Source organism: Thauera sp. SWB20 (genome assembly GCF_000831325.1).
GTDB lineage: Bacteria > Pseudomonadota > Gammaproteobacteria > Burkholderiales > Rhodocyclaceae > Thauera > Thauera aminoaromatica.
Window position 1 is genome coordinate 124913 of sequence record NZ_JTDM01000016.1, and the last position, 26921, is coordinate 151833.

The following is a 26921-nucleotide window of genomic DNA, read 5'->3' on the forward strand; positions in this document are numbered from 1 at the left end:
ATGAGGGATGATTCCAGGAAGGACGGAGACCCACTGCCTGCGAGCCTGGAACCATGAAAAGTCATCTCGCCGAAGACATCCGCATCGCCAGCCCGCGTTTTCACCTGCCCACCCGCGACGGACTCTATGCACCGATCGCCTTCCTGTTCGTGACCGAGCGGATGCGCGACGACATCCTGAACGAGCGCTCGCTGCTCGTCGCTTCCCTGCCCCCGGCCCTGCGCGCACGCCAGCAGAAGCTCTTCGATCGCTACGACCCGGTGGCGGGGGCGCGCAGCTTCACCGAGCTGCTCGAGCTCTATCGCTACCCCTTCGCCGGCTCGCATTGAGCGGATCCACGCCGCTGCCGCCGCGCACGCAGCGTGTGCGGCGGGATCTTTTTTCCGCTTCCATGGTCGTTCAGACGGACGCGCCGGCCTGCCGCCCGCGTCGACAGCTTTCCGAGCCCGCGTGGTGCGGGACGGACATCGATTTCGACCGTACGACGGAGCCATGAAGAGTCATCTCGCCGAGAACATCCAGATCGCCCACCCCCGTTATCACCTTTCGTCCGACGACGGCCTGTACCGGCCGATCCCCTTCCTGTTCGTGAGTCCGCGGATGCGCGACGACATTCTCGACGAGCGCGAGATGCTGCTGTCGGCACAGCCCGCGGCGCTGCACGAGCGCCAGCAAAAGCTGTTCGCCAGCTACGACCCCGCGGTCAGCATGGAGGCCTTCCGCCAGCTGCTGCGCCTGTACGGCTACCCGTTCAACAACCGGCGCTGAGTCGGCGTCGAGCCGACGGCAGCCGCCCGCTCAGCGTGCGAGCCGCCAGGCATGGCCCTGACGTTCGCCGGCTTCGAGCGCGCGGGCGAGATTGGGAAAGTCCAGTCCGGTGCGCGCCTGCAGGGCGTGGGCTTGGCTGCGCATCCAGTTCCAGCGCGGCGTGAAGGCGGGATCGCGGAAGGCGAACAGGATGTGGTTGCCGTCCTCGCGCACCGGTATCGCGATCACGCGTTCGTCGAAGATCTCGAGCAGGCGGGCGACGTGGGGGGCGAAGGATTCGCGTGCGCCGGCGAGGTTCATGGCCAGCACACCGTGCCCGCCCAGGTGACGGAAGGCGTTGGCGTGGAAATCGGTGTCGAGCAGGGTGTGGGCGACGCCCTCGGCGCCGAAGGCGTCGATCAGCAGCACGTCGCTGCGCGTCTGCGTCTCGCCCAGCCAGCGCACGCCGTCGGCGTGGAGGACGCGAAAGCGCGCGTCGTCGGCGGGCACGCCGAAGTGTCGGCGCAGGGCGATCACGTCGGCGTCGATCTCCACCACGGTCAGCTCGGCCGCCGCCAGATGGCGGTGGCAGAAGTTGGCCAGCGAGCCCCCGCCGAGGCCGATCATGCCGATCCGGCGTGGGCGCGGATTGAACAGCAGGAAGGCCATCATCGCGCGTGCATAGGCGAGCACGAGCGCGCTGGGATTGGCGATGTCCATCACGCTCTGCACGTAGCCGAGGCTGAAGTGCAGCGCTCGCAGGCCGCCATTCTCGAGCACGAAGGGCTTGCCGTAGTCGCCTGCGACGAGGCGGGCGGCGAGCGCGGCGGCGTCGCTCCCGGGCGGCTCGAGCAGGCGCACCACGCCGGGCTCGGCGGGGAAGGGGCTGGGGAACTCGAGGAGGCTGTGCATCGGATCGGCGGCTGCGCGGCGCGCCCGCTCCGGGACGCGCCTGGCATCCGGCCGGGGTGGCGCCGCTCGGGGCGTGGCCGGGCTCAGTCCCAGATGCCCGGCGTGAGCTTGCTGCGGATCTCTGGGTACGCGCGGGCGTCGAAGGTGGGCAGCTTGCCGGCGGCGCGCTGGGCGTTGTAGTCCTTCGCCAGCTTCACCACCAAGCCCGAGAGCAACAGGATGGCGACGAGGTTGGTGATCGCCATCAGGCCCATCGCCACGTCGGCGAAGTTCCACACGAAGGGCAGCGAGCCGATCGCGCCGAACATCACCATGGCCAGCACGATCAGGCGGAAGATCAGCAGGCCCGCGGGGTGGTTGTGCTCGATGAACACCAGGCAGTTCTCGGCGTAGAAGTAGTTGGCGACGATCGAGGTGAAGGCGAAGAACAGCACCACGACGGCGAGGAAGTACTTGCCCCAGCCGCCCACTTCGCTGGTCAGGGCGTTCTGCACCAGGCCGACGCCGGTGCCTTCGACCGGACCGGCGAGCAGGATGATGGCGGCGGACGCGGTGCAGATCAGGATCGTGTCGATGAACACGCCGGCCATCTGCACGTAGCCCTGCGAGGCCGGGTGCGGCGGGTAGGGCGTGGCCGCGGCGGCGGCGTTGGGCGCCGAGCCCATGCCGGCCTCGTTGGAGAACAGGCCGCGCTTGAAGCCGTTGAGGATGGCCGCGCCGATGCCGCCGGCGGCGGCTTCGTGGAAGCCGAAGGCGCTCTTGACGATCATCGCCAGCACGCCCGGCACCTCGCCGAGGTTGACGAGGAGGATGCCGACCGCCACCACCAGGTAACCGACCGCCATGAAGGGCACGGCGAGCTCGGAGAAGCGCGCGATCGAGCGCAGGCCGCCGAAGATGATCACCGCGGTGAGCACGGTGACCGCCACGCCGACCACCAGCGCCGCGACGGCGACCTCGTTGCCGCCCAGCGTGAAGCTGCCCATGTCGAGCTCGAAGGCGCCGACCATCGCGCCGGCGATCGTGTTCGACTGCACCGAGTTGAAGGCGAAGCCGAAGGCGATGATCAGGAAGATCGAGAACATCGTGCCCGCCCAGCGCTGGCCGAGACCTTTCTCCATGTAGTAGGCGGGGCCGCCGCGGAACTGCCCCTTGTCGTCGCGCTGCTTGAAGAGCTGCGCGAGCGTGGCCTCGGCGAAGCCGGTGGCCATGCCCACGAGCGCGATCACCCACATCCAGAAGATCGCGCCCGGGCCGCCGAGCGTGATCGCCACCGCCACGCCGGCGATGTTGCCGGTGCCCACGCGCGCAGCGAGCGAGGTGCACAGGGCCTGGAAGGACGAGATGCCGGAGGCGTCGGACTGGCGGCTGCCGCGCAGCACCGTGAAGGTGTGGCCGAAGTGGCGCAACTGGATGAAGCCCAGGCGCAGGGTGAAATAGATGCCGGTGCCGACCAGCAGCCAGATCAGGATCTTGCCCCAGAGCAGGCCGTTGAGCAGGTCGACGACCTGGTTGGCGAATGCTTCCATGTTTGGTCTCCAGCCGCGGGTGGCGGCGTTTCGTCATGAAGCCCGGATCGCGGGCGGAAAAAGCGAGGGCGCGATTCTAGCGTGCGCATCGGCGATCTCCGCGCTTTTCGCCGCTATCATCGCGGCATCGGTCGTCGTCGCGACACCGTCCGCAGCTTCATGCTGCAGGCGTGGCAACGCGCCGGCACGGCCCCCGAATCCAGGAATCCGATGATGCGCTCGTTCCCTTCGTGCGGGTGGCGTATACGCCTTGCCCGCGTTCGCCTTGCCTGCGTTCTGGCCGCTGCGGCGGCCTGCGTTGCCCTGCCGGTCGCGGCGCTGGAACTGCCGCGCGAGCGCGCGGTGGCGGGCGGGGTCGCCCTGGTCGAACTCGGATCCGCACTGGTCGCGCCCCAGGCCAGCCTGGACGGCGTGCCGGTGCTGGTCGCCGGGCGCCCGGGCGGGTGGACCGCGGTGGTGGGCATTGCGCTCGAAGCCGAGCCGGGCAGCGTGGACCTGGAGGTGCGCGCGGAAGGCGAGCCGCCGCGCCGGGTGCCGGTCGCGGTGGGGCCGGTGCGCTACGCCGAGCAGCGCCTGAAGGTGGCGCCGGGCAAGGTCGACCTGTCGCCCGCCGACCTCGCCCGCCACGAGCGCGAGCGCCTGCGCTCGGCCGAGATCGTCGCCACCTGGAGCACGCTCGATCCCGGCAGCCTGCGCATGCTGCAGCCGGTACCGGGGCGGCGCTCGGGCTCCTTCGGGCTGCGCCGGGTGTTCAACGACCAGCCGCGCAAGCCGCATGGCGGCATGGACATCGCCGCGCCCACGGGCACCCCGGTGGTGGCCGCCGCGGCGGGCCGGGTGATCGACACCGGCGACTACTTCTTCAACGGCAACACGGTATGGCTCGACCATGGCCGCGGCCTGCTCACCATGTATTGCCACCTGTCCTCGATCGCGGTGAAGGCGGGCGACACGGTGAAGGCCGGCGCACGCATCGGCGCGGTGGGCGCCACCGGGCGCGTCACCGGCCCGCACCTGCACTGGTCGGTGATGCTCAACCGCAGCATGGTCGACCCGGCGCTCTTTCTGCCCGGCGGCGGCTAGACGCCTCGAAGCGGGTTGCAGCGCGCTTGCCGCAGCGCAACAATGCGGACATTCTTCTGTCTGCGTGCACCGGCCCGGCCGCGATCGCACGCCTCCACGCCATGAACCACGCTCCCGCCGCCGATGCCGCCACCCGCGGCCGCCATGCCGGCCTGCGCCTCGCCTTTCCGCTCATCGCCCTCACCGTGCTGGTGGGCGGCGTGGGTGCCTTCGGCTACCGCTCGCTGAGCGAGGAGATCCGCCGCGAGACCCAGCGCACGCTGGCGGTCATCGCCGAGCAGAAGCGCCAGCACATCGAAGGCTGGCTCGCCGAGGCGCGCGTGGATGTGCGGATGGTCTTCACCGGCCATTCGCAGCTCGAGGCCTTGTTCGAGGCCTGGCTGGACGGCGGCCGCCGCGACGATGCGGCGTTCGCGCGCATGCGGGCGCTCGTCGAGGAGCTCGCCCGCCTGCGCGGCTGGCAGGGCGTCGCCCTGCTCGACGCCGACGGCGCGCCTGCGCTCGCGGTCGGCAGCCCCGACCTCTCGGCCCATGCCGAACTGATCGCCGACGTGCTGCGGCAGCCGCGCGTCGAGCTCGTCGACCTGCACCAGGACGCCCGGGGGCGCACGCATTACGGCGTGCTCGCGCCGGTGGGCGCGCCGTCGCGCGGTGTGGCCTACCTGACCTGGGAGGCCGAGACCGCGCTGTATCCGATGGTCGAGGCCTGGCCGGTGCCCACGCGCAGCGCCGAGACTTACCTGGTGCGGCGCGAGGGCGAGGGCGTGCGCTTCCTGACCCCGCTGCGCCATCAGGCCGATGCGGCGCTCGCGCTCGAGCGCCCGCTCGCCACTCCCGATCTGCCGGCCGCGCGCGCGGCGCTCGGCGAGCGCGGCATCCTCTCCGGCGGGCGCGACTACCGCGGCGTGCCGGTACTGGCCTACGCCGCCGCGGTCGAGGGCACGCCCTGGCTGATGCTCGCCGAGATCGACGAGCGCGAGGCCTACTCGGGCATCCGCACGCTGACCTGGGGCATGGGCGTGGTGATGGCGCTCGGCCTCATGCTGGTGTACTCGGGCGGCTACCTGGTGTGGCGGCGCGACCGCGAGCAGCGCGAGCGCGCCACCCTGCAGGCCCGCCAGGTCGCCGAGGCGCGCTTTCGGGTGATCTTCGAGCAGGCGCCGCTGGGCGTGGTGCTGCTCGACCCGCGCACGCGGCGGATCACCGAGGCCAACCCGCGCTTCGCCGCGATCGTCGGCCGCAGCGTCGGCGAGCTGGTCGGCGTCGACCCGATCGCGCTCACTCATCCGGACGACGTCGCCGAGAGCCTGCGCCAGCTCGGCCGCCTCGACGCCGGGCGCATCGCCGGCTACCGCCTCAACAAGCGCTACCTGCGCCCGGACGGCACGCCGGTGTGGGTGAGCCTGGCCTTCGCGCCGGTGCAGGTGGCCTCGGAGGACGCACCGCGCTACCTCGGCATCGTCGAGGACATCTCCGCGCGCATCGAGATGGAGGAGCGCCTGCGCGAGGCCTCGGCCGCGGCTGCCGCGGCCAACGCCGCCAAGAGCGAGTTCCTCGCCCACATGAGCCACGAGATCCGCACGCCGATGAACGCGGTGCTCGGCCTCGCCCAGGTCCTCGAGCGCGAGCCGCTCGCGCCTGCGCAGCGCGACATGGTCGGGCGCATCCGCGGCGCCGGCGCTTCGCTGCTGGCGATCCTCGACGACGTGCTCGACCTCTCCAAGATCGAGGCCGGCCAGCTGCGCATCGAGCCGCGGCCCTTCGACCTGCGCGCGCTGCTCGCCAATCTCGACAGCCTGATGGGCCAGGCCGCGCGTGCGAAGGGGCTGGCGCTGCGCATCGAGCCGCCGGCGCTGCCGCCCGGGCAGCTGCGCGGCGATGGGCTGCGCATCGAGCAGATCCTCATCAACCTGGTCAGCAACGCGATCAAGTTCACCGAGCGTGGCGAGGTTTCCCTGCGCGTGCGCGCCGACGAGGTGGGGGATGTGCGACTGCGCCTGCGTGCGGAGGTGCGCGACACCGGCATCGGCATCGCGCCCGAGGCGCAGGCGCGCCTGTTCGCCCCCTTCACCCAGGCCGATGCCGGCATCGCGCGGCGCTTCGGCGGCACCGGGCTGGGCCTGTCGATCTGCAAGCGCCTGGTCGAGCTGATGGGGGGCGCGATCGGTGTGCATAGCCAGCCCGGGCTGGGCAGCACCTTCTGGTTCGAGCTGCCGCTGGAGCGGGTTGCCGGCGGCGAGCCGGCGAGCGTCGGAGTGGTCGCGGCGCCGGAAGGCGATCGCGCGGCCGGGCCGCGGCTGGCCGGCATGCAGGTGCTGGTGGTGGACGACAGCGCGATGAACCGCGATCTGGTGCAACGCGCGCTGGCGCTGGAGGGCGCGTGCGCCACCCTCGCCGCCGACGGCCAGCAGGCCATCGAGTTGCTGCGTGGCCGGCCGCAGGCCTTCGACGCGGTGCTGATGGACGTGCAGATGCCGGTGCTCGACGGCCTCTCCGCCACCCGCCGCATCCGCGACGAGCTCGGCCTCGCCGCGCTGCCCGTGATCGCCTTCACCGCCGGCGTGGGCGAGGATCAGCAGGCCGCCGCGCGCGCCGCCGGCGCCGACGACGTGCTGCCCAAGCCGATGGACCTGGAGCAGATGACGCAGCTGCTGATGCGCTGGGTAATGCCGCAGTCGGCTGCGGGCCTGGCCGAAGCGACGCCCGCGGCCGGCGCGGGTGATCGGCCTGCGCACGTGGTCGCTGCCGCACCCATGCCGGCCGCCGCGCCCGTGCCCCCGCCCGCGTCGCCGGCGCAGAGCGCAGCAGCGCCGCCTGCCGCGGCTGGCGACGATTTCCCCGCGCTGCCCAGCATCGACCGCGAGCGTGCGATGCAGCGCCTCGGCAAGGATCGCGACATGTTCATCGGCCTGCTCGGGCTCTTCATCGAGGACAACGCCGGGGTGGTGGCGGCGACCCGCGCCGATCTCGCACGCGGCGAGCGCGAATCGGCGGCGCGCCGCATGCACACGCTGCGCAGCAACGCCGGCTTCATCTGCGCGCTCGCGATCATGCAGGCGGCCGCAGCGCTGGAGAAGGCAATCGCGCAGGACGAGCCCGACGTGGCGGCGCGCCTGGACGAACTTGCGGCGGACATCGCCGGGCTGGTGGAGGCCGGCCGTGCGTTCTTGTGAACGCCGCCCGCGTTCAGCGCGCGGGTGAGCGGCTCCATGCGGCGAGGGCGAACAGCATGCCGGCCGCGACGGTGAGACCGAGCGCCGCGGTGCCGCGCTGCACGCCGTGCCCGACCAGCATGCCCGCCCCGGCGCCCAGGCCCATCTGCACGAAACCCATCAGCGAGGCCGCGGCACCGGCCATCTTGGGATAGCCGGCGAGTCCGAGCGCGGTGGCGTTGGGCAGGATCAGCCCGATCGCCGCGGTGACGCCCCACATCGGCAGCATCACCGCCGCCGGGTGCTGCGGGCTGGCGAAGGCGAGCGCGGCGAGCAGCACGCCGCACGCCGCGCCGATCCAGACGCCGTAGCGGATCAGGCGAGCCGGGCCGAGGCGGCGCGAGTGCCGCGCCGACAGCGTCGAGCCGATCATGAAGCCGGTGACGTTGAGCCCGAAGGCCAGGCCCATCTGCTGCGGCGACATGCCGAAGTGCTCGATGAACACGAAGGGCGAGCCGGAGATGAAGGCGAACAGCGCGGCGAAGGCGCCGCAGCCGATCAGCAGCGCGCCGCGGTAGGCGGGGTCGGCGAGCAGCGTACGGTAGTTGGCCAGCATCCGGGCCGGGCGCATCGCATGGGCATCGGGGTGGCGGTTGGTCTCCTTCAGCAGCGCGGCCACGGCGAGCATCAGGACCATGGCGTAGATCGCGAGCGCGACGAAGGTCGCGCGCCAGCCCCAGGCGGCGGTGAGCCAGCCGCCGAACAGCGGCGCGAGCAGCGGTGCGAGCGCGGTGGCGGTGGACACGTGCGAGAGTACGCGCGCCGATTCGGCGGGGCCGTAGAGGTCGCGCACCACGGCACGGCCGAGCACCGGCCCTGCGCAGGCGCCGAGGGCCTGCACCAGGCGCGCGCCCACCAGCACGGCGAGCGATTCCGCGAACACGCACACCAGCGTGGAGAGCAGGAACACCAGCATGCCCCACAGCATCACCGGCCGCCGTCCGCAGCGATCCGAGAGCGGGCCGACGAGCAACTGCCCGGCGCCGAAGCCGAGCAGGTAGACCGACAGGGTGAGCTGCACGCCGGCGCTGTCGGTGTGCAGGGCACGCGCGATCGCGGGCAGGGCGGGCAGGTAGAAGTCGGTGGAGAGCGGCCCGAGCGAGGTCAGCGCCACCACCAGCACCGCCAGCGCTGCGGAGGGCATCACCGCCATGGGCCGCCCGCATCCGTCCGCAGCGAAGGGAGCAGGGCCGGTGGCGCGGGCGGGGTGGAATGTTTCGTCATCGGCAATGAGGCGGTCCAGCGGAGCGTGATTGTATCCCGCCTCCGCGCCGTCGCCGCCGTTCATCCACCGCAGCGATCGCGACTCGCGTCGCTCCCACGATCAACCGGCACGGTATCCGCAGCGCCCCGGCGCGACGCGAGTCGCGAGCGGGCGGACGGATCGCACGGACGGTCCCGGCAAGGCGGCGTTCGCGCCCCGCCGTCAGTAGATCGTGCCGGTGAGCGGTGGCGGCTCGTCGCGCTGGATCGGCGCATCGCCGCGCGCCTCCATGCGCGCGGCGATGGCGATGCGTTCGCGGATGCGCTCGTCCTTCGAACGTGCGGCGATGTCGACCAGGGTGGTGCCGTTCTTCATCGTCGCCTGCGTGGAGGCGCCGGCGTCGAGCAGCGTGTTGACGATCTCCCAGTGTCCGTTGGCGACCGCCTTGAGCAGTGCCGTGGAGCCGTCCGCGGCGACGAGATTGACCTTGGCCTTGCGGTCGAGCAGCAGGCGCACGACGCCCAGGTGGCCGCGCGCCGCGGCCTGCAGCAGCGGCGTGATGCCGGCGTTGCTCGTGGCATTGACCTCGGCCTGGCGGCGCACGAGCACCTCGCCGACCTTCTGGTAGCCGTTCACCGAGGCCCAGTGCAGCGGCGTGTAGCCGTCGGCGTCCGTCGCATCCACGCTGGCGCCGAGCCGGATCAGCTCGAGGGCGAGCGCCTCGCGGCCATGGAAGCAGGCGATCATCAGCGGCGTCCACTGGCGCGCGTCGCGGCCGTCGATGTCGAAGCCGGCATGCAGGAAGAGCGAGCACAGGTGCTGGTCGCCAGCCTCCAGCGCGCGCACGAACTGCGCCATCGTGATCGGAATGTCGAGGCGCTCGAGCTCGGCGACCGCGCGCTCGTAGTCCCAGGCGTCGTCGCGCGCGGCCGTCGTGGGCTCGGGGGCCGCTTGCGGGGTGGGACGCACCGGGCCGTGGAGGTCGTAGGCCATGCTCAGATAAACGATCTCTGCGCCCACCTCGGGCGGGAAACCGCGCCGGTTCGGCCGTTTCGAGACCATGAGCTCGGTGAAGTATTCGCCCAGCTTGTCCTTGTCGTCCCAGAGCTCCGCGATGCGGCGGGCGACATGGGGAAAGCCCTCGACGAGCTTGCGCGGATAGCGGCTCGCGTACGGCGTGGTCAGCAGAAATGCCAGCGGTGATTCGATTTCGGCCATGTCCGTTCCGGATGCGCCCGCATCCGTCCTCCTCGACTTTCCGGTTCCGTCCGGGCGCGGCGCCCTGTCTCCTGTCCACCTTGCGTGGCGGACTCCCCGATTCTAGCAGTTCGATCGCAGCACAAAGGCATGGATCGGCGGTGTCGGCGCGGACAGGTCAGCTCGTGAAGAAACGCGCGGAAAGTTCTTCCAGCCCGAGCATCCCGAGCAGCGCGGCGAGGCGTTCGGCCGCGCGCCGGCGCGGGCGCTCGGGCTGGCGGCGGGCGATGATCAGCTCGTTCTTCAACGAGTGCTCCCAGCCCACGAGCTCGGTGACCGTGACCTCGTAGCCGTGGGCCTCGAGCTGCAGGCAGCGCAGCACGTTGGTGACGTGGCTGCCGAACTCGCGGGTGTGGATGGGGTGGCGCCACAGCTCGGCGATCGGGCCGCGCAGCGCCTGTTGCTTGTTCCGGCGCAGCGCCGCGGCGACCTCGGCCTGGCAGCACGGCACCAGCACGATCGCGCGGGCATCCTTCTTCAGCGCGAAGCGGATGGCGTCGTCGGTGGCGGTGTTGCAGGCGTGCAGCGCGGTGACGAGGTCGATGCGTCCGGGCAGGCGGTCCGAGGTGATCGAGTCCGCCACGCTGAGGTTCTGGAAGCGCATCCCGGACGAGAAGCCGAGCTTGTCGGCGAGCCGGCGCGAGCTCGTCACCAGCTCGTCGCGCGTCTCGATGCCGTGGATGCGGCCGCCGGGGGCGTGCGCCTTGAAGAACAGGTCGTAGAGGATGAAGCCCAGGTAGGACTTGCCGGCGCCGTGGTCGACCAGCTCGATGTCGGGGCGCTCGGCCAGGGCCTCGGCGAGCAGCGGTTCGATGAACTGGTAGAGGTGGTAGACCTGCTTGAGCTTGCGCCGGCTGTCCTGGTTGAGCTTGCCGTCGCGGGTCAGGATGTGGAGCTGCTTGAGCAGCTCGACCGACTGGCCGGGGCGGATTTCGGGGTGCGGGGTGGTCATGGCGGGCGGGGCGCGCGGGCGCGGAAGCGGGGTGGGCGCAAATGTACACGGCGGGGGGCGGACCACCAAGCCGCGAACGCGGCGGGCTCGCCCGCGCGCACGCCGGCGCGATCGCGGCTATGCTCTCGTCGCCCATCGAGAGGCTGAGAGGAGACCATGAGCCGCACAGAAGCTTCCCGGAACATGGGCGGGCACGCGCCGTCCGCGGCTGCGGGCGTCCCGCCCGCCTTCGTCGTCATCATCGCCGGCATGGTCGCCGCGCTGCACATCGGCAAGATCCCGCCGGCGATCCCGGTGCTGCGCGATGCGCTCGGCGTGAGCCTGGTCGAGGCCGGCTTCCTGCTCTCCATGGTGCAGATGGCGGGCATGCTCGGCGGCGTCTTCATCGGCCTGGCCGCAGACGGCTTCGGCCTGCGCCGCAGCGTGCTGCTCGGCCAGGGCGTGCTCGCCTCCGCCAGCCTCGCCGGCGCGTGGGCGACCCAGCCCGGCGAGCTGCTGGTCTTGCGCGCGATCGAGGGGCTGGGCTTCCTGCTCGTGGTGCTGCCGGTGCCCAGCCTGATCCGCCAGCTCGTGCCCCCCAGCCGGCTGGCGCTGCACCTGGGCCTGTGGGGCACCTACATGGCCACGGGAACCTCGCTGGTGCTGGCCGGTGGGCCGGCGCTGATGGGGGTGATGGGCTGGCAGGGGCTGTGGGGGCTGCTGGCGATGGCCTCGGCTGCGGTGGCGGCGTGGCTGGCGGTGCGCGTGCCATCCGACCACGCGCGCCGTGCTGCGGCGGGCACCCCCGTCGGGGCGGCGGTCGCGGCACGTGCGCGCTGGGGCGCACGCCTGCGCGCCACGCTCGGCAGCGCGGGGCCGTGGCGGGTGGCGATCACCTTCTCCATGTACTCCAGCCAGTGGCTGGCGGTGATCGGATTCCTGCCGTCGATCTACGCCCAGGCCGGACTGTCGGGCCAGGTGGCCGGGCTGCTGACCGCCTTCGCCTGCCTCGCGAACGTCACCGGCAACGTCGCCGCCGGCCGCCTGCTGCATCGCGGCGTGTGCGCGCGCCACCTGCTGTACGCCGGCTTCCTCGCCATGGCGGCGACCACCTTCGTCGCCTTCTCGCCGCTCACGGCCGAGTTGCCGGTCGCGCGTTACCTGGCCGTGGTGCTGTTCTCGGCGATCGGCGGGCTTATCCCGGCGACCCTGTTCGCGCTCGCGGTGCATGTGGCGCCCGACGACGACACGGTGTCGACCACCGTGGGCTGGATGCAGCAGTGCTCCTCGGCCGGCCAGTTCCTCGGCCCGCCGCTGGTGGCCTGGGTGGCGGGCGCTGTCGGCGGCTGGCAATGGACCTGGGTGATCACCGGGCTCGCCTCCCTTGTCGGCCTGGTGCTGTCGAGCCGGACGCGCTACCAGCGCGCCTGATGCGCGCGGCGCGTCAGCCCCGCCGCCAGGCGTGGTGGCGTTCCAGCCAGCGCAGCACGCGCTGCGGCGCGTGCGCGCGCTTCCATTCGCCGGCGACCGACTTGTTGGCCTCGGCGAAGGTCGGGTAGGCGTGGATCGTGCCGAGGAGCTTGTTCAGGCCCAGACCGTGCTTCATCGCCAGCACGAACTCGGCGAGCAACTCGCCGGCGTGCTCGCCGACGATGGTGGCGCCGAGGATGCGGTCCTTGCCGGGCACGGTCAGCACCTTGACGAAGCCGCGGTCGGCGCCATCGGTGATTGCGCGGTCGAGCTCGGCCAGATCGTAGCGGGTGAACTCGAACGCGATGCCGCGTGCGCGCGCCTCGGTCTCGTTGAGCCCGACGCGGGCGACCTCGGGGTCGGTGAAGGTGGTGTGGGGCACGCAGCGGTAGTCGACGCGGAAACGGCGCAGGTGGCCGAAGAGCGCATTGACCGCCGCGTGCCAGGCCTGGTGCGCGGCGACGTGGGTGAATTGCAGGGGCCCGGCGACGTCGCCGGCGGCGAGGATGTTGGGGTAGCGCGTCTGCAGGAAGTCGTCGGTCGCCACCGTCGCGCCGGTCGGGATGCCGAGCGCCTCCAGGCCGAAGCCCTCCAGGCGGGCGCTGCGGCCGACCGCGCACAGCAGGGTGTCGAAGGCGATGCGGCGCTCGCCGCCGCTGGCGGGGTCGGCGACGACAAGGAATTTGTCTGTGCCGCCCGCTGCCGTTTCCTGCTCGCAGCGCAATGCCGCGACTCCGGTCAGCACCTCCACACCGTCCGCCTCCAGCGCGGCGCGGGCGAAGGCGCCGACATCGGCGTCCTCGCGCGGCAGGAGCTGCGGCGCGCGCGCCACCAGCACCACCTGCGAGCCGAGGCGCGCGCACGCCTGCGCCAGCTCGCAGCCGATCGGCCCGCCGCCGAGCACCAGCAGCCGGCGCGGCGGCGCGTCGAGCGCGGCGAAGGCGTCCCATACCGTGTCGCTGGTGAGGTAGCCCACCGCCTCCAGCCCGGGCAGGTCGGGCACGGTCGGGCGGGCGCCGGTGGCGATCACGATGCTGCGGGTGCTGAGCCGGCGCGTGCCGCCCTCGTTCAGCGCCACCTCCACCGTCCATGGGTCGACGATGCGCGCGCGCCCCTGCAGCACCTCGACGCCGAGCGCGCTGTAGCGCTCCACGCTGTCGTGCGGCTCGATCTTGCGGATTACCGCGCGCACGCGCGCCATCAGCCTGCGGAAGTCGATCTCCGGCTCGCCGGGCTCCAGGCCGTAGCGGTCGGCGTGGCGGATCTGGTGGGCCAGCCTGGCGCTGCGGATCAGCGCCTTGCTCGGCACGCAGCCGGTGTTGAGGCAGTCGCCGCCCATGCGTCCGGCCTCGACCAGGGTCACCTTCGCCTTCACCGCCGCCGCGATGTAGGACGTCACCAGCCCGGCGGCGCCGGCGCCGATCACCACCAGGTTGCGCTCGAAGCGTGCCGGGCGCTGCCACCCCGCATACACCCGGCGCGCCTGCACGCGCTCGACCATCCAGCGTGCGAGCAGCGGGAAGAGGCCGAGCAGCACGAAGGAGGCGACGAGGCCCGGAGACAGCACGCCGGCCAGGCTGTCCACCGCGCCGAGCTCGGTGCCCGCGTTCACATACACCAGCGTGCCGGGCAGCATGCCGAGCTGGCTCACCCAGTAGAAGGTGCGCGTGCGGATCGGGGTGAGCCCCATCAGCAGGTTGATCAGGAAGAAGGGGAAGGCCGGCACCAGGCGCAGCGAGAACAGGTAGAACGCGCCGTCGCGCGCGATGCCCTCGTCGATCGCGCGCAGGCGCGCGCCGAAGCGCGCGTGCACGCTGTCGCGCAGCAGGTGGCGCGAGACCAGGAAGGCGAGCGTGGCGCCGATGGTCGACGCGAAGGACACGATCAGCAGCCCCCAGCCCAGCCCGAACAGTGCCCCGCCGGCCAGGGTCATCACCGCCGCGCCGGGCAGCGACAGCGCGGTCACCGCCACGTAGGCGGCGAAATAGAGGGCGGCGACCAGGACCGGCGAGGCCTCGCGCCAGGCAGCGAACCCGGCCATGCCGGCCTTGAGGGTGTCGAGGTCGAGCTGGCGGTGCAGCCCGCTGGCGAAGAAGCCGGCGACGAGCGCGAGCACGAGCAGCAGCAGAAGGGGTTTCTTCATCTTCGTCCCGGGAGCGGGTGAGCCGTGCGGAGCCGTCGTGGCCCGATCAGCAGCAGGATTTGCGCGCCGCGCTGCCGAGGGTCGCGGGGACCGGCGCCGGCATTGTCGTCGGCGCCGGGTTGTCCGTGACGGTGCCGCGCGCCGCCGTGTCGAAGGGCATCGCCGGGCCCTCTGCAATGAAGCGGCCGTAATGGCGCTCGAAGCTGCCGATGAAGTCGAAGTGCGGCCGCAGCCGGCTGTCATGCAGCATGCGCCAGGTGTTGCCGCTCACCGGTACGACCCGGCCGGCGTCGAAGCCGTGCCGCTTGTCGAGCACGAAGCGCGTGGCTTGCTCGGGCAGCGTGCCGCGATACACCACCGCCTGGCCGAAGTCCTCGCAGGCGCTCTCCAGTCCGTCTATCCGGAACAGCCGCCAGGTCGCCGAGAAGAAGCGGACGTCGCCCAGCTTCGCGGCCAGCGCGGGGTCGGTCGCCGCGAGCGGCCGGTCCTCCACGAGGCGCGGGTCGGCGAAGCCTGCGGCGCGGGCGAGCGCGAGGAAGTCGTTCCAGTACAGCGCGCCGCCCAGGCATTCGCCGTACAGGACCGGATCGTCGCGCACGGCGGCGGGCACGCGGCGGTCGGCATACACGTCCGAGAAGTAGAACTCGCCACCCCGGCGAAGCAGGCGGAAGACCTCGCGCAGCACCGCAGCCTTGTCCGGGCACAGGTTGATCACGCAGTTCGACACGATCACGTCGAAGCTGGCGTCCTCCAGGCCGAGCTCGTCGAGACGCTCGATATAGCCCTCGAGGAAGCGCACGTTGCTGCGCGCGAAGCCGAAGGCCTCGCGGTGGTAGTCCTCGTGGCGGCGCGCGACGGCGAGCTGCTCCGCGGTCATGTCCACGCCGACGACCTCGCCATGCTCGCCAACGAGCTGGGCGAGCGCATACACGTCGCGCCCCGAACCGCAGCCGAGGTCGAGCACCCGGCAGCCTTCGAGCAGGGGCGGGCTCACCAGGCCGCAGCCGTAGTAGCGCGCGAGCACTTCGGGGTGGATGCGCCCGAGCACGGGCCTGAGCGCCGGCGGCGGGGCGCTGGCATCGCAGCAGGCCGAGGTCCTGAGGTCGGCGGAGGATTGCAGGGTGCGGCCGTAGTAGTCCTGGACGAGTTCATGCATGGTGGGGCCCCGGGGAATAAGGGAGTGAGAAGGGAGCTTCGGGCTTTGTCGCATGTGCTCCGCGGATTCTTACACCGGCACGATGGCTGCGCGCCGGTGACGTGCAATGAATCCTCGGTCGATGCGGTCCTTCCAGCGCCACACCCAGCGCCCCTCGGCGGACCAGCGTCCCCACGAGGCGATGGCGTGGCGCGGACCGCTTGCGATCAGGTAGAGCGAACGCGGGCGCGGCCGGTAGCTGCGCACCGGCGCGCTCGCCGGGCCGCCCGCCAGTGCGGCGAGCAGATTGGCGGCGAGCACCGGGCCGGCATGGACCGCGTGCACGCCCGAGCGCGCGAAGCCGGGATCCGCGCGGGTGCACACGTCGCCGGCGGCGTGGATGAAAGGATGCGAGACGCTGCGATGGCCGGCGTCGACCATGACCCAGCCCGCGGCGTCGCAGGCCAGGCCGCTGCTTTGCGTCCAGGGCGGGGCGTGTGCGCCGGTGGCGGCGATCACGCAGTCCGCGGGCAGCGTTGTCGGCGCGTCGCGCCCGGCGTCCACAAGCTCGAGCCCCGCAGGCGTGCCCCGTGCACGAGCCGGGTGGAGCGCGATGCCGGCCGCGGCCAGACGGCGCAGCACGCGCCACCGCGCACCTTCGGCATGGCCGGCGAGCAGCCCGCCGGGTGGCGCGACGAGCGCCAGCGCCACCGCGCAGCCGGCACGGCGAAAGGCCTCCGCGGCGGCGAGCACGAGCTCCACCCCCGCCGCGCCGCCGCCCACCACGGCGAGCCGGCGCAGCTGCCCGGCGCGTGCCATGGCCAGCCGCTGCGGCCAGGCGGCGATGAAGGCTTCCAACGGCTTCACCGCCAGCAAGACGTCCGTCCGCAGGGCGTCGAGCGCGCGCGTGTCGACGAGGCTGCCGACGTCGAGCGCGAGCAGGTCGAAGTCGTGCGTGGTGCCGGTGTCGTCCAGCAGCATGCGACGTTCTGCGTCGAGCGTGATCGCGGAGGCGAGGCAGAGCCGCACACCGGCTGCGTCGGCGAGCGCGCGCAGGTCGATGCGACAGTCCTCGGCGCGGTAGTGGCCGGCCATCCAGCCGGGCAGCATCCCCGAGTACCATTGCCAGGGCGAGGGCGTCAGCAGCACCGCCTCCACCCCGTGCGGACGCCGTCGGGCGAGGGCCTGGAGGACCGCGAGCTGGGCGTGGCCGCCGCCGACGAGGAGGAGTCGCTTCATGGTTTCGGGCGGACAAGGAGGCGCGGATGGGGGGGTGAGGGGGGGACGGACGAGGGGAACGGTTCGAACTTCCCGAGCGTAAGCTTTTCCGAGGCAGGTACGACAAAAGACCGTGCCGGCTGCCGCGGATTCCGCAGGTGCCGAAAGAATCGACTTTCCCGATGGAGACACTCCGCATGCATGCCACCCTCCCGCTGCTCGAATCGCGCCGCTTTCCGCCGCTGCGCCGCGAGGCGATCACCACGCTGCAGGTGAACCTCGGCTATCGCTGCAACCAGAGCTGCGTGCACTGCCACGTCAACGCCGGCCCCGGCCGGACCGAGATGATGGACGCCGACACGCTGGCGCTGATCCCGCGCGTGCTCGCCGCGCGCGCGATCGGAACGCTCGATCTCACCGGCGGCGCGCCCGAGCTGCATCCGGGCTTCCGTGCGCTGGTGCGGGAGGCGCGGGCGCTCGGGGTGCGCGTGATCGACCGTTGCAACCTCACCATCCTGTCCGAGCCGGGGCAGGAGGACCTCGCCGAATTCCTCGCCGAGCACGGCGTCGAGGTGGTGGCCTCGCTGCCCTGCTACGCCGCGGACAACGTCGACCGCCAGCGCGGCAAGGGCGTGTTCGAGCGCAGCATCGCCGGCCTGCTGCGCCTGAATGCGCTCGGCTACGGCCAGGCCGGCAGCGGCCGGGTGCTGAACCTGGTGTACAACCCGCAGGGGCCGGTGCTGCCGCCCGACCAGGCCAGACTCGAGGCCGACTACCGGCGCGAGCTCGCGGCGCAGTTCGGCATCGTCTTCAACCAGTTGTTCGCGCTCGCCAACATGCCGATCCAGCGCTTCGGCTCGATGCTGATCTCGAAGGGGCAGTTCAACGCCTACATGGCGCTGCTGCAGGCCAGCCACCGCGACGAGAATCTCGGCGGGGTGATGTGCCGCACCTTGGTCAGCGTGGACTGGCAGGGGCGGCTGTACGACTGCGACTTCAACCAGCAGCTCGGCCTGCCGCTGGGGGCGGAAGGGGCGCTCACGTCCGCGCAGGGGCACGACGACGGCGACGCGGCGGCGCGCTCGGGCCGACTGCATCTGCGCGACCTGCTCGCGGGAGATCTCGCCGGCGCACCGATCCGCGTCGCCGATCACTGCTTCGGCTGCACCGCGGGCAGCGGTTCGAGCTGCGGCGGGGCGCTAAAGGCGTGAGTGCGGCGGCGTCGGACATGGGGGGGCGCCCGGTTTCGCTCTCCATCGTCGTGCCGATGGTGGACGAGGCGGCCACGCTGCCCGAACTGCTCACCCATCTCGCCGCTTGGCGTGACCGCGGCTGCGAGATCGTGCTGGTGGACGGCGGCAGCCGCGACGACTCGGTGGCGATCGCGCGCGCAGCCGGCTTCCGCGTGATGGTCGCCGAGCGTGGCCGCGCCAGGCAGATGAACGCGGGTGCGGCGGCGTGCGGCGGAGACATCCTGTTGTTCCTGCATGCGGACACGCGCCTGCCGGAAGATGCGGACGCGACGCTGCGGGCCGTGCAGGCCGGCCATGCCTGGGGCCGTTTCGACGTGCGCATCGACGGGCGCCCGCGCATGCTGCGCGTGGTGGCAGCGTTGATGAACCTGCGCTCGCGCTCGAGCGGGATCGCCACCGGCGACCAGGCCATCTTCGTGCGCCGGGAGGTGTTCGAGGCGGTGGGCGGTTTCCCGGACCAGCCGCTGATGGAGGACATCGAGCTCTCGCGCCGGCTGCTGCGCGTGTCGCGCCCGGCCTGCCTGCGGGCGCGGGTGCGGACCTCGGGGCGACGCTGGGAGCAGCGCGGGGTGTGGCGCACCATCGTACTGATGTGGCGCCTGCGGTGGGCCTACTGGCGCGGCGTGCCGGCCGAGCGCCTCGCCGAGGCCTACCGGTGAGCACGACCCGTATCGTGGTGATCGCCAAGGCGCCGCAGCCGGGGCGGGTGAAGACGCGCCTGATCCCGGCGCTCGGTGCGGAAGGAGCCGCGGCGCTGGCTGCCCGCATGCTGGCGTGCACGCTGGTGGCGGCTTTCGAGGCCGCCGGGGCTGCCGATACCGCCGATCCAGCGCTCGGCGTGGTCGAGCTGTGCGCCAGCCCCGCCCCGGGCGATCCGGCCTGGCAGGGCGTCGTGGTCCCGGCAGGCCTGCGCTGGTCCGCGCAGGGCGAGGGCGATCTCGGCGCATGCATGGCGGGCGCGGCGCGGCGGGTGCTTGCCGGCGGCGAGCGCGTGCTGCTGATCGGCACCGACTGCCCGGCGCTCGACGCAGCCTGCCTGCGCACCGCGGCCGAGGCGCTCGACGAGGTCGAGGCGGTGATCGTGCCGAGCTTCGACGGCGGCTACGTGCTTCTCGGCCTGCGCCGCTTCGACCCGAGCCTGTTCGAGGGCATCGCCTGGAGTACATCGACGGTCGCGGCGGCGACCCGGGCGCGCCTCGATGCGCTGGCGTGGTCGTATCAGGTGTTGCCCGCGCTGCAAGACATCGACGTCCCGGCCGACCTCGTCCATCTTCCATCCGCCGGATGAAGCCGGGGCAAGCCGGGATCCGCCGGTGCGGGCCGGCTTTTGCGGCACAATCGGGTTCCCGATCCCACGAAGGAGAATCCCCATGGACTTCCATCCGCTGCTGCTTTTCGTGCACGTCGCCGGCGTCGTCGTCTGGGTGGGCGGGATGTTCTTCGCCTACGTCTGCCTGCGTCCCGAGGCCGCCAGCCAGCTCGAGCCACCGCCGCGCTTGCGGCTGTGGCGCGGGGTGCTGGCGCGCTTCTTCACCTGGGTGTGGGTTGCGGTGGCTGCGGTGCTGGCGAGCGGGTTGGCGTTGCTGCTGCGCATCGGCTTCGCGGCGGCGCCGCCGCACCAGCACCTCATGTTGCTGATGGGCCTGGTGATGATCGCGATCTATGTGTTCGTCTATTCCGTGCCCTACGCAGCCCTGAGCAAGGCGGTCGCGGCCGAGGAGTGGAAGGCGGGCGGTGCGGCGCTCGGGCGCATCCGGCAGCTGGTGGGGACGAACCTGACGCTCGGCTTCCTCACCATCGCCATGGGTACGATCGGGCGCTGGCTGGGCTGAGCCGCAGCGCCCGTTCGCGGCGGTGCGGTGGCCACCCATGCACACCGCTCGTCGCAACGGCCGGATCGGGGAGAACCCTGATCCTGACGCTGCGTGCTTGGCCGGCCGACCCGGCCGGTGCAACAATCGACCGCCATGCTGGGTGCCGAGCCGGTCCGGCAGTCCCCCGGCCCACCCGTTCCTCAATCCCGGCAGCACCCGACGGAGATCGAAAAATGAACAAGACCCGACTTGCCCTCGCCCTGCCTTTCGCCCTCGCGACGCTCGCCAGCGTGGCGGCCGCCCCCGCGGCCGCCCAGACCGTGCGCTGGGCGGCGGCCGGGGACGCGCTGACCATGGACCCGCATTCTCAGAACGAGGGCCCGACCCACGTCATGAACCACCAGGTCTACGACTCGCTGGTGTTCCGCGACCAGGCCATGAAGCTGGCGCCGCGGCTGGCGACCGCGTGGAAGATCACCGAGGACCCCAACGTGTGGGAGTTCAAGCTGCGCGAGGGCGTGAAGTACCACAACGGCAACCCCTTCACGGCCGACGACGTGGTGTTCTCCATTCAGCGTGCCAAGCACGAGAACTCGGACATGAAGGGCCTGCTCACCAGCGTGGTCGAGGTGGTCAAGGTCGACGAGCACACCGTGCGCATGCGCACCGACGGCCCCAACCCGCTGCTGCCCAACAACCTGACCAACCTCTTCATCATGGACCGCGAGTGGTCCGAGGCGAACAAGGTCATGCTGCCGCAGAACTACAAGGCCGGCGACGAGACCTTCGCGGTGCGCAATGCCAACGGCACCGGTCCCTTCCGGCTCGTGAAGCGCGAGCCCGACGTGCGCACCGAACTCGAACGCAACGAGGACTACTGGGGCAAGGGGACCTATCCCATGGAGGTGGCCAAGGTGGTGTTCACCCCGGTGCGCTCGGCCGCCACCCGGGTCGCGGCGCTGCTCTCGGGCGAGGTCGATTTCCTCCTCGACCCGCCGGTGCAGGACCTCGAGCGCCTGTCCGCGGCCAAGGGGATCGTGGTGCGCTCCGGGCCGGAGAACCGCACGATCTTCCTCGGCATGAACCAGGGCGCGGCGGAGCTGCGCAGCGCGGACGTGAAAGGCAGGAACCCCTTCGCGGACAAGCGCGTGCGCGCGGCGATGAACATCGCGATCAACCGCGACGCGGTGAAGCGCGTGGTGATGCGCGGCCAGTCGGTGCCCGCCGGCATCGTCGCGCCGCCCTTCATCGACGGCTACGACAAGGCGATGGACGTCGTGCCGGCGCCCGACGTCGCGCGCGCCAAGGCGCTGCTCGCCGAGGCCGGCTACCCGAACGGCTTCGCGGTGACGCTGTCCTGCCCCAACGACCGCTATGTGAACGACGAGGCCATCTGCCAGGCGGTGACCGGCATGTTCGGCCAGATCGGCGTCAAGGCGCGGCTGGACGCACGGCCCAAGAGCATCCACTTCGCCGAGCTGCCCAAGGGCGAGCTCGACCTCTACATGCTCGGCTGGGGTGTGCCGACCATGGACTCGCACTACGTCTTCCATTACCTCTACGAGACCAGGACCGACAAGGGCGGCTCGTGGAACGTGACCGGCTATTCCAGCGCGAAGGTGGACGAGCTGACCAAGGCGATGAACCGCGAGATCGACCTCGGCAAGCGCGCCGGCATGGTCGCCGAAGTGTGGAAGACGGTGCAGGACGACGTCGTCTACCTGCCGATCCACCACCAGATGCTGAACTGGGCGATGAAGGACGACATCGACTTCCCGGTGCAGTCGGAGAACTATCCCTACTTCAAGCTGTTGAAGTACAGGAAGTGATGACCCGCGGGATCGCGACTTGCGTCGCTCCTACAGAAAGCTCACCGGACGCGACGACCGCCCTGTAGGCGCGACGCCAGTCGCGATCCCCCGCTCCCCCGCCCGCGATCACGCTCCCATCCCCTCCCTCGCACCCCGCATCCGATTCCTCACTCCCGCTCCCCCGAATGCCCGCCTTCATCCTGCGCCGCCTGCTGCAGTCCGTCCTCGTCATGCTGACGGTGGCGCTGGTCGCGTTCGGGCTGTTCCGCTTCATCGGCGACCCGGTGAACAACATGGTCGGTCAGGAGGCGACCATGGCCGAGCGCGCGGCGCTGCGCGAGTCGCTCGGCCTCGACGACCCGGTGCCGGTGCAGTTCCTGCGCTTCGTCGTGAATGCGGCGCAGGGCGAGTTCGGCGTGTCCTACCGCATGGCGCGGCCGGTGGCCGACGTGATCGCCGAGCGCCTGCCGGCGACGCTGGAGCTGGCGCTGATCTCGGGCTTCGGCGCGCTCGCGCTGGGGATCGCGCTCGGCGTGTATACCGCGCTGCGCCGCGACGGCTGGCTGAGCCACGCGATCATGAGCCTGTCGCTGGTGGGGGTGTCGCTGCCCACCTTCCTGATCGGCATTTTGCTGATCTACGTGTTCGCGGTCGAATTGAAGCTGCTGCCCGCCTTCGGCCGCGGCGAGGTGGTGGACCTGGGATGGTGGACAACCGGGCTGCTGACCACCTCGGGGCTGAAGTCGCTGGTGATGCCGGCGATCACGCTCGGCCTGTACCAGCTCACGCTGATCATGCGCCTCGTGCGCGCCGAGATGCTCGAGGTGCTGCGCACCGACTACATCAAGTTCGCCCGCGCGCGCGGGCTCACCGACCGCACGGTGCATTTCGGCCACGCGCTGCGCAACACCCTGCTGCCGGTGATCACCATCACCGGGCTGCAGATCGGCTCGATCATCGCCTTCGCCATCATCACCGAGACGGTATTCCAGTGGCCGGGCGTGGGCCTGCTCTTCATCACCGCGGTGCAGTTCGTCGACATCCCGGTGATGGCGGCCTACCTGGTGCTGATCGCGCTGATCTTCGTCGTCATCAACTTGATCGTCGACCTGCTCTACTTCGTCGTCGATCCGCGCCTGCGCGTGCAGCGCACCGGGCGCGGGCAGTGAGCGCCCCCGGAACCCCGGAACCCAGCATGAGCACCGAATCCCCCACGCCCACCACCGCTGCCGCACCGCGCGGTGCGCTCGCACGCCTGCTCGACAGCGACCTCCTGCACGGCTTCCTCCGCTCGCCGATCACCGTGCTCTCGGCCTTGATCGTGCTGGCGATCCTGATCGCCGCGTTGCTCGCGCCGGTGATCGCGCCACAGAACCCCTTCGATCCCGCCACGCTGAACCTGATGGACGGCTTCAGCCGCCCCATGCAGGCCAACGCGTTCACCGGCAACGTGTATTGGCTGGGCACCGACGCGCAGGGGCGCGACCTCTTCTCGGCCATCCTCTACGGCTCGCGGGTGTCGCTGCTGGTCGGTTTCGCGGCGGTGGCCTTCGCCGCGGTGCTCGGCATCGCGCTCGGGCTGATCGCCGGCTATCGCGGCGGCTGGGTGGACAGCCTGATCATGCGCATCGCCGACGTGCAGCTGAGCTTCCCGGCGATCCTGGTGGCGCTGCTGATCTTCGGCGTGTTCAAGGGCGTGGTGCCGCCGGCGCTGCACGACAAGGCGGCGATCTACGTGCTGATCCTGGCGATCGGCCTGTCGGACTGGGTGCAGTACGCGCGCACGGTGCGCAGCTCCACGCTGGCCGAGCGCAACAAGGAATACGTGCAGGCCGCGCGCGTGATCGGCGTGCCGGCGCCCACCATCCTGCTGCGCCACATCCTGCCCAACGTGATGGGGCCGGTGCTGGTGATCGCCACCATCGGCCTCGCGCTGGCGATCATCCTGGAGTCGACGCTGTCCTTCCTCGGCGTGGGCGTGCCGCCCACCCAGCCCAGCCTCGGCACCCTGATCCGCGTCGGCCAGGACTACCTGTTTTCGGGCGAGTGGTGGATCGTGTTCTTCCCCGGGCTGACGCTGCTGCTGCTCGCGCTGTCGGTGAACCTGCTCGGCGACTGGCTGCGCGACGCGCTCGACCCGAGGCTGCGCCGATGAACGTGCCGCACATCGACCGGATGAACGCCGGCGGCGACCTGCCGCTGCTGTCGGTACGCAACCTGCGCGTGGAGTTTCCCCGCCGGCGCGGGACGCTGGTGGCGCTCGACGACGTCTCCTTCGACATCGCGCGCGGCGAGGTGCTCGGCGTGGTGGGCGAGTCGGGTGCGGGCAAGTCGCTCACCGGCGCGGCCATCATCGGCCTGCTCGAGCCCCCCGGGCGTATCGCCGGCGGCGACATCCTGCTCGATGGCGAGGCCATCCACGCGCTGCGCGGCGAGGCCATGCGGCGCCTGCGCGGACGCCGCATCGCGATGATCTTCCAGGATCCGCTCACCAGCCTGAACCCGCTATATACGGTGGGCGAGCAGCTGGTCGAGACCATGCTGACCCACCTCGACCTGACGCCCGCCGCCGCGCGCGAGCGCGCGCTCGCGCTCCTCGACGAGGTCGGCATCCCGGCGCCGGCGCAGCGCATCGACCATTACCCCCACCAGTTCTCCGGCGGCATGCGCCAGCGCGTGGTGATCGCGCTCGCCTTGTGCGCCGAGCCCGAGCTGATCATCGCCGACGAGCCCACCACCGCGCTCGACGTCTCGGTGCAGGCGCAGATCATCGCGCTGCTGCGTCGCCTGTGCCGCCAGCACCGCACCGCGGTGATGCTGATCACCCACGACATGGGCGTGATCGCCGAGACCGCCGACCGCGTCGCGGTGATGTACGCCGGGCGGGTGGTGGAGATCGGGCCGGTGGCCGAGGTGGTGCGCGCTCCGGCGCATCCCTACACCCGCGGCCTGATGGGCGCCATCCCGGTGCTCGGCGCCGAGGTTGAGCGCCTGGTGCAGATCGACGGCGCGATGCCGCGCCTGGATGCGATCCCGTCCGGCTGCGCCTTCCATCCGCGCTGCACCGAGGCCAGCGCGCGCTGCCGCGTCGAGCGCCCGGAGTTGCTGCCGGCCGGCGCCACGCGCGCGGCGTGCTGGTTGTACGCGCCGGCGCGCGAGAACACCGACGGAGGCCCGCAGTGAGCATCATCGAGCGCGCGCTCGCCAAGGCGAAGCAGGAGGACCGCGCCGCGGTCGAGCAGGCCGAGGGCCTGGTGCATCGGCCGCAGGCCGGGCAGGACGCGCAGGGAGCGGTCGCGGAGCGGACGGGCGATGTGGCGGACCATCCCGCCGTGGCGGCCGCGGTCGAAGCCGAGATCGAGCCCGCAGCGCTTGCACCGGCGCCGGCTGCGGCTGGCGCGCGCCGTGTGCGCGATGCGCGTGCCGCGGCGCCGCTGCTGTACGTCGAGGACCTGCGCTGCGCCTTCGACGTCTCCCGGCCCTGGCTCGAGCGGGTGCTCGCGCGCGAGCCGCGGCGCTGGCTGCGCGCGGTCGATGGGGTCTCGTTCGCGATCGGGCGCGGATGCACCTTCGCGCTGGTGGGAGAGTCGGGCTGCGGCAAATCCACGGTCGCGCGCCTGATCGTCGGCCTCCATGAGCCCTCGGCCGGCCGCATCGTCTTCGACGGCCGCGACGTGGCCGAGGTGCGCGGGAGCGCCGAGCGCCAGCAGCTGCGCAGCCGCTTCCAGATGATCTTCCAGGACCCCTACGCCAGCCTCAACCCGCGCTGGCGCGTGGAGCGCATCATCGCCGAGCCGATCCGCGTGTTCGGACTGGAGCGGGACGAGGCGGCGATCCGTGCGCGCGTGGCCGCTCTGCTGGGCCAGGTCGGCCTGTCGCCGGCCGACGGCGCGAAGTATCCGCACGAGTTCTCCGGTGGGCAGCGCCAGCGCATCTGCATCGCGCGTGCGCTCGCCAACCGGCCCGAGTTCCTCGTCTGCGACGAGCCGACCTCGGCGCTCGACGTGTCGGTGCAGGCGCAGATCCTCAACCTGATGCGCGACCTGCAGGACGAACTCGGGCTCACCTTCCTGTTCATCAGCCACGACCTCGCCGTGGTGCGCCACATGGCCGACGAGGTGGGCGTGATGTACCTCGGCCGCATCGTCGAGATCGCTGCCAGTCGCGCACTGTTCGAGCGCCCGCGCCACCCCTACACGCGCATGCTGCTGGCGGCCATCCCCGACTTTTCCCGCCGGGGTCGGGGCGACGATGCGGTGCGTGGCGAGGTCCCCAACCCGATCACCCCGCCATCCGGCTGCAGCTTCCACCCGCGCTGCCCGCTCGCGGACGCGCGCTGCCGGGGCGAGGCGCCGGTCCTGCGCGAGCTCGACGACGGCCGGCGCGTGGCCTGTCATGCGGTGGAGGAGGGGCGCGACACGATCGAGGCGGGCGCGGAGATCTGCACGGAGGTGTCATGAGCGGCGGTACGAGCGAGGCGGCGCGCGCCGAGGTGCGCATGGAGGAAGCCGGCGGCAGGACGCTCGCCGTGGTCGTGGGCGGCGGCGGTGGGGTGGGCGCGGCCGTGGTCGCCGCGTTGCGCGAGGCGGGTGGCCACGACGAGGTCCTTGCCCTCGGGCGCCGGAGCAGCCCCGCGCTCGATCTGCTCGAAGAGGCCTCGATCGCCGCTGCGGCCGCCGCGGTGCGTGCGCGCGGCGTGCCGACCCTGGTCTTCGACGCCACCGGTTTCCTGCACGGCGCGGGCATGGAGCCGGAGAAGAGCTGGCGCGAGCTCGATGCGGCCCACCTGGCGCACGCGTTCGCGATCAACGCGATCGGCCCGGCCCTGCTGATGAAGCATTTCCTGCCGCTGCTGCCGCGCGACCGCCGCGCGGTGTTCGCCACGCTGTCGGCGCGCGTGGGCAGCATCGGTGACAATCGGCTCGGCGGCTGGTACGCCTACCGCGCCTCGAAGGCGGCGCTCAACCAGCTGGTGCGCACCGCCGCGGTCGAGCTGCGCCGCAGCCGGCCGCAGGCGATCTGCGTGGCGCTGCATCCGGGCACGGTCGACACCGGGCTGTCGGCGCCCTTCGCCAAGTCCGGGCTGCAGGTGCAGGCCCCCGCCGAGGCGGCGGCGCGCCTGCTCGCGGTGATCGAGGGCCTCGGGCCGGGCGACTCGGGCGAATTCTTCGACCATCGCGGCGAACCCGTGCCGTGGTGACC

The 26921-nt window shown here is 71.7% G+C and carries 23 protein-coding genes; 15 read left to right on the forward strand and 8 right to left on the reverse strand.

All coding sequences use genetic code 11. The annotated features are described in order from the left end of the window. The first annotated feature begins 53 nt into the window (after nt 1-53). Nucleotides 54-329 (forward strand): hypothetical protein, encoded by a 276-nt coding sequence (locus PO78_RS08035; protein WP_004311278.1) that lies wholly within the window; start codon nt 54-56, stop codon nt 327-329. Between the two features lie 163 nt (nt 330-492). After that, nucleotides 493-768, forward strand: coding sequence for a hypothetical protein (locus PO78_RS08040; protein ID WP_004311276.1), 276 nt, complete (start codon nt 493-495; stop codon nt 766-768). 30 nt (nt 769-798) lie between these two features. Here the strand turns inward: PO78_RS08040 and PO78_RS08045 are convergent, their stop codons facing one another. Together PO78_RS08045 and PO78_RS08050 are read right to left on the reverse strand one after the other, a co-directional pair. After that, on the reverse strand, nt 799-1659 hold the full coding sequence (locus tag PO78_RS08045; RefSeq protein ID WP_043743113.1) for a fused MFS/spermidine synthase: 861 nt from the start codon (nt 1657-1659) through the stop codon (nt 799-801). 83 nt (nt 1660-1742) lie between these two features. Then, complete coding sequence (locus tag PO78_RS08050) at nt 1743-3188, reverse strand: alanine/glycine:cation symporter family protein (RefSeq protein ID WP_004311272.1); 1446 nt, start codon at nt 3186-3188, stop codon at nt 1743-1745. A 210-nt stretch (nt 3189-3398) separates the two neighbouring features. Between PO78_RS08050 and PO78_RS08055 the strand changes: the two genes are divergently transcribed. Together PO78_RS08055 and PO78_RS08060 are read left to right on the forward strand one after the other, a co-directional pair. Then, a complete protein-coding gene (locus tag PO78_RS08055) occupies nt 3399-4271 on the forward strand; it encodes a peptidoglycan DD-metalloendopeptidase family protein (RefSeq protein ID WP_043743253.1) in 873 nt (290 codons plus the stop codon). Between the two features lie 101 nt (nt 4272-4372). Beyond that, nucleotides 4373-7444 carry an ATP-binding protein gene (locus PO78_RS08060; protein ID WP_043743255.1) on the forward strand — a complete coding sequence of 1024 codons (3072 nt, stop codon included), beginning with the start codon at nt 4373-4375 and terminating at the stop codon, nt 7442-7444. 13 nt (nt 7445-7457) lie between these two features. Here the strand turns inward: PO78_RS08060 and PO78_RS08065 are convergent, their stop codons facing one another. From PO78_RS08065 to PO78_RS08075, 3 genes are all read right to left on the reverse strand, one after another. After that, nucleotides 7458-8636, reverse strand: a complete 1179-nt coding sequence (locus PO78_RS08065; RefSeq protein WP_043743116.1) for a multidrug effflux MFS transporter — start codon at nt 8634-8636, stop codon at nt 7458-7460. 273 nt (nt 8637-8909) lie between these two features. Further along, a complete protein-coding gene (locus PO78_RS08070; protein ID WP_004326275.1) occupies nt 8910-9905 on the reverse strand; it encodes an ankyrin repeat domain-containing protein in 996 nt (331 codons plus the stop codon). Nucleotides 9906-10062: 157 nt separating this feature from the next. Continuing rightward, complete coding sequence (locus PO78_RS08075) at nt 10063-10896, reverse strand: class I SAM-dependent methyltransferase (protein WP_043743118.1); 834 nt, start codon at nt 10894-10896, stop codon at nt 10063-10065. 156 nt (nt 10897-11052) lie between these two features. Here PO78_RS08075 and PO78_RS08080 point away from each other — a divergent pair, with 156 nt between their 5' ends. Next, on the forward strand, nt 11053-12306 hold the full coding sequence (locus PO78_RS08080) for an MFS transporter (protein WP_082047708.1): 1254 nt from the start codon (nt 11053-11055) through the stop codon (nt 12304-12306). Nucleotides 12307-12319: 13 nt separating this feature from the next. On the opposite strand, the gene PO78_RS08085 is transcribed toward PO78_RS08080, so the two are convergent. The 3 genes from PO78_RS08085 to PO78_RS08095 form a co-directional block, all read right to left on the reverse strand. Further along, nucleotides 12320-14488 (reverse strand): FAD-dependent oxidoreductase, encoded by a 2169-nt coding sequence (locus tag PO78_RS08085; RefSeq protein ID WP_043743122.1) that lies wholly within the window; start codon nt 14486-14488, stop codon nt 12320-12322. A gap of 46 nt (nt 14489-14534) precedes the next feature. After that, complete coding sequence (locus PO78_RS08090; protein ID WP_043743124.1) at nt 14535-15644, reverse strand: methyltransferase domain-containing protein; 1110 nt, start codon at nt 15642-15644, stop codon at nt 14535-14537. Between the two features lie 69 nt (nt 15645-15713). Beyond that, on the reverse strand, nt 15714-16862 hold the full coding sequence (locus PO78_RS08095) for an FAD-dependent oxidoreductase (protein WP_043743126.1): 1149 nt from the start codon (nt 16860-16862) through the stop codon (nt 15714-15716). A 176-nt stretch (nt 16863-17038) separates the two neighbouring features. Between PO78_RS08095 and arsS the strand changes: the two genes are divergently transcribed. From arsS to PO78_RS08145, 10 genes are all read left to right on the forward strand, one after another. After that, nucleotides 17039-18052, forward strand: coding sequence for an arsenosugar biosynthesis radical SAM (seleno)protein ArsS (arsS, locus tag PO78_RS08100; protein WP_043743129.1), 1014 nt, complete (start codon nt 17039-17041; stop codon nt 18050-18052). Between the two features lie 17 nt (nt 18053-18069). Continuing rightward, nucleotides 18070-18753 carry a TIGR04283 family arsenosugar biosynthesis glycosyltransferase gene (locus PO78_RS08105; RefSeq protein ID WP_043743131.1) on the forward strand — a complete coding sequence of 228 codons (684 nt, stop codon included), beginning with the start codon at nt 18070-18072 and terminating at the stop codon, nt 18751-18753. After that, nucleotides 18750-19382, forward strand: a complete 633-nt coding sequence (locus tag PO78_RS08110) for a TIGR04282 family arsenosugar biosynthesis glycosyltransferase (RefSeq protein ID WP_043743135.1) — start codon at nt 18750-18752, stop codon at nt 19380-19382. The genes PO78_RS08105 and PO78_RS08110 overlap by 4 nt, the downstream gene beginning before the upstream one ends. Before the next feature lie 82 nt (nt 19383-19464). After that, nucleotides 19465-19926, forward strand: a complete 462-nt coding sequence (locus tag PO78_RS08115; protein ID WP_004323223.1) for a CopD family protein — start codon at nt 19465-19467, stop codon at nt 19924-19926. A 215-nt stretch (nt 19927-20141) separates the two neighbouring features. Beyond that, nucleotides 20142-21737, forward strand: a complete 1596-nt coding sequence (locus PO78_RS08120; protein ID WP_004323225.1) for an ABC transporter substrate-binding protein — start codon at nt 20142-20144, stop codon at nt 21735-21737. Nucleotides 21738-21904: 167 nt separating this feature from the next. Then, nucleotides 21905-22888 carry an ABC transporter permease gene (locus PO78_RS08125; protein WP_043743138.1) on the forward strand — a complete coding sequence of 328 codons (984 nt, stop codon included), beginning with the start codon at nt 21905-21907 and terminating at the stop codon, nt 22886-22888. Nucleotides 22889-22914: 26 nt separating this feature from the next. After that, nucleotides 22915-23874 (forward strand): ABC transporter permease, encoded by a 960-nt coding sequence (locus tag PO78_RS08130; protein ID WP_004323229.1) that lies wholly within the window; start codon nt 22915-22917, stop codon nt 23872-23874. Then, the gene (locus PO78_RS08135) at nt 23871-24902 is read left to right on the forward strand and encodes an ABC transporter ATP-binding protein (protein ID WP_004323232.1); all 1032 of its coding nucleotides are present in this window, start codon (nt 23871-23873) and stop codon (nt 24900-24902) included. Before PO78_RS08130 ends, PO78_RS08135 begins: the two co-directional genes overlap by 4 nt. After that, the gene (locus PO78_RS08140) at nt 24899-26179 is read left to right on the forward strand and encodes an ABC transporter ATP-binding protein (protein WP_004323234.1); all 1281 of its coding nucleotides are present in this window, start codon (nt 24899-24901) and stop codon (nt 26177-26179) included. Before PO78_RS08135 ends, PO78_RS08140 begins: the two co-directional genes overlap by 4 nt. Then, nucleotides 26176-26919 carry an SDR family NAD(P)-dependent oxidoreductase gene (locus tag PO78_RS08145; protein WP_012586009.1) on the forward strand — a complete coding sequence of 248 codons (744 nt, stop codon included), beginning with the start codon at nt 26176-26178 and terminating at the stop codon, nt 26917-26919. The genes PO78_RS08140 and PO78_RS08145 overlap by 4 nt, the downstream gene beginning before the upstream one ends. Nucleotides 26920-26921: the final 2 nt, after the last annotated feature.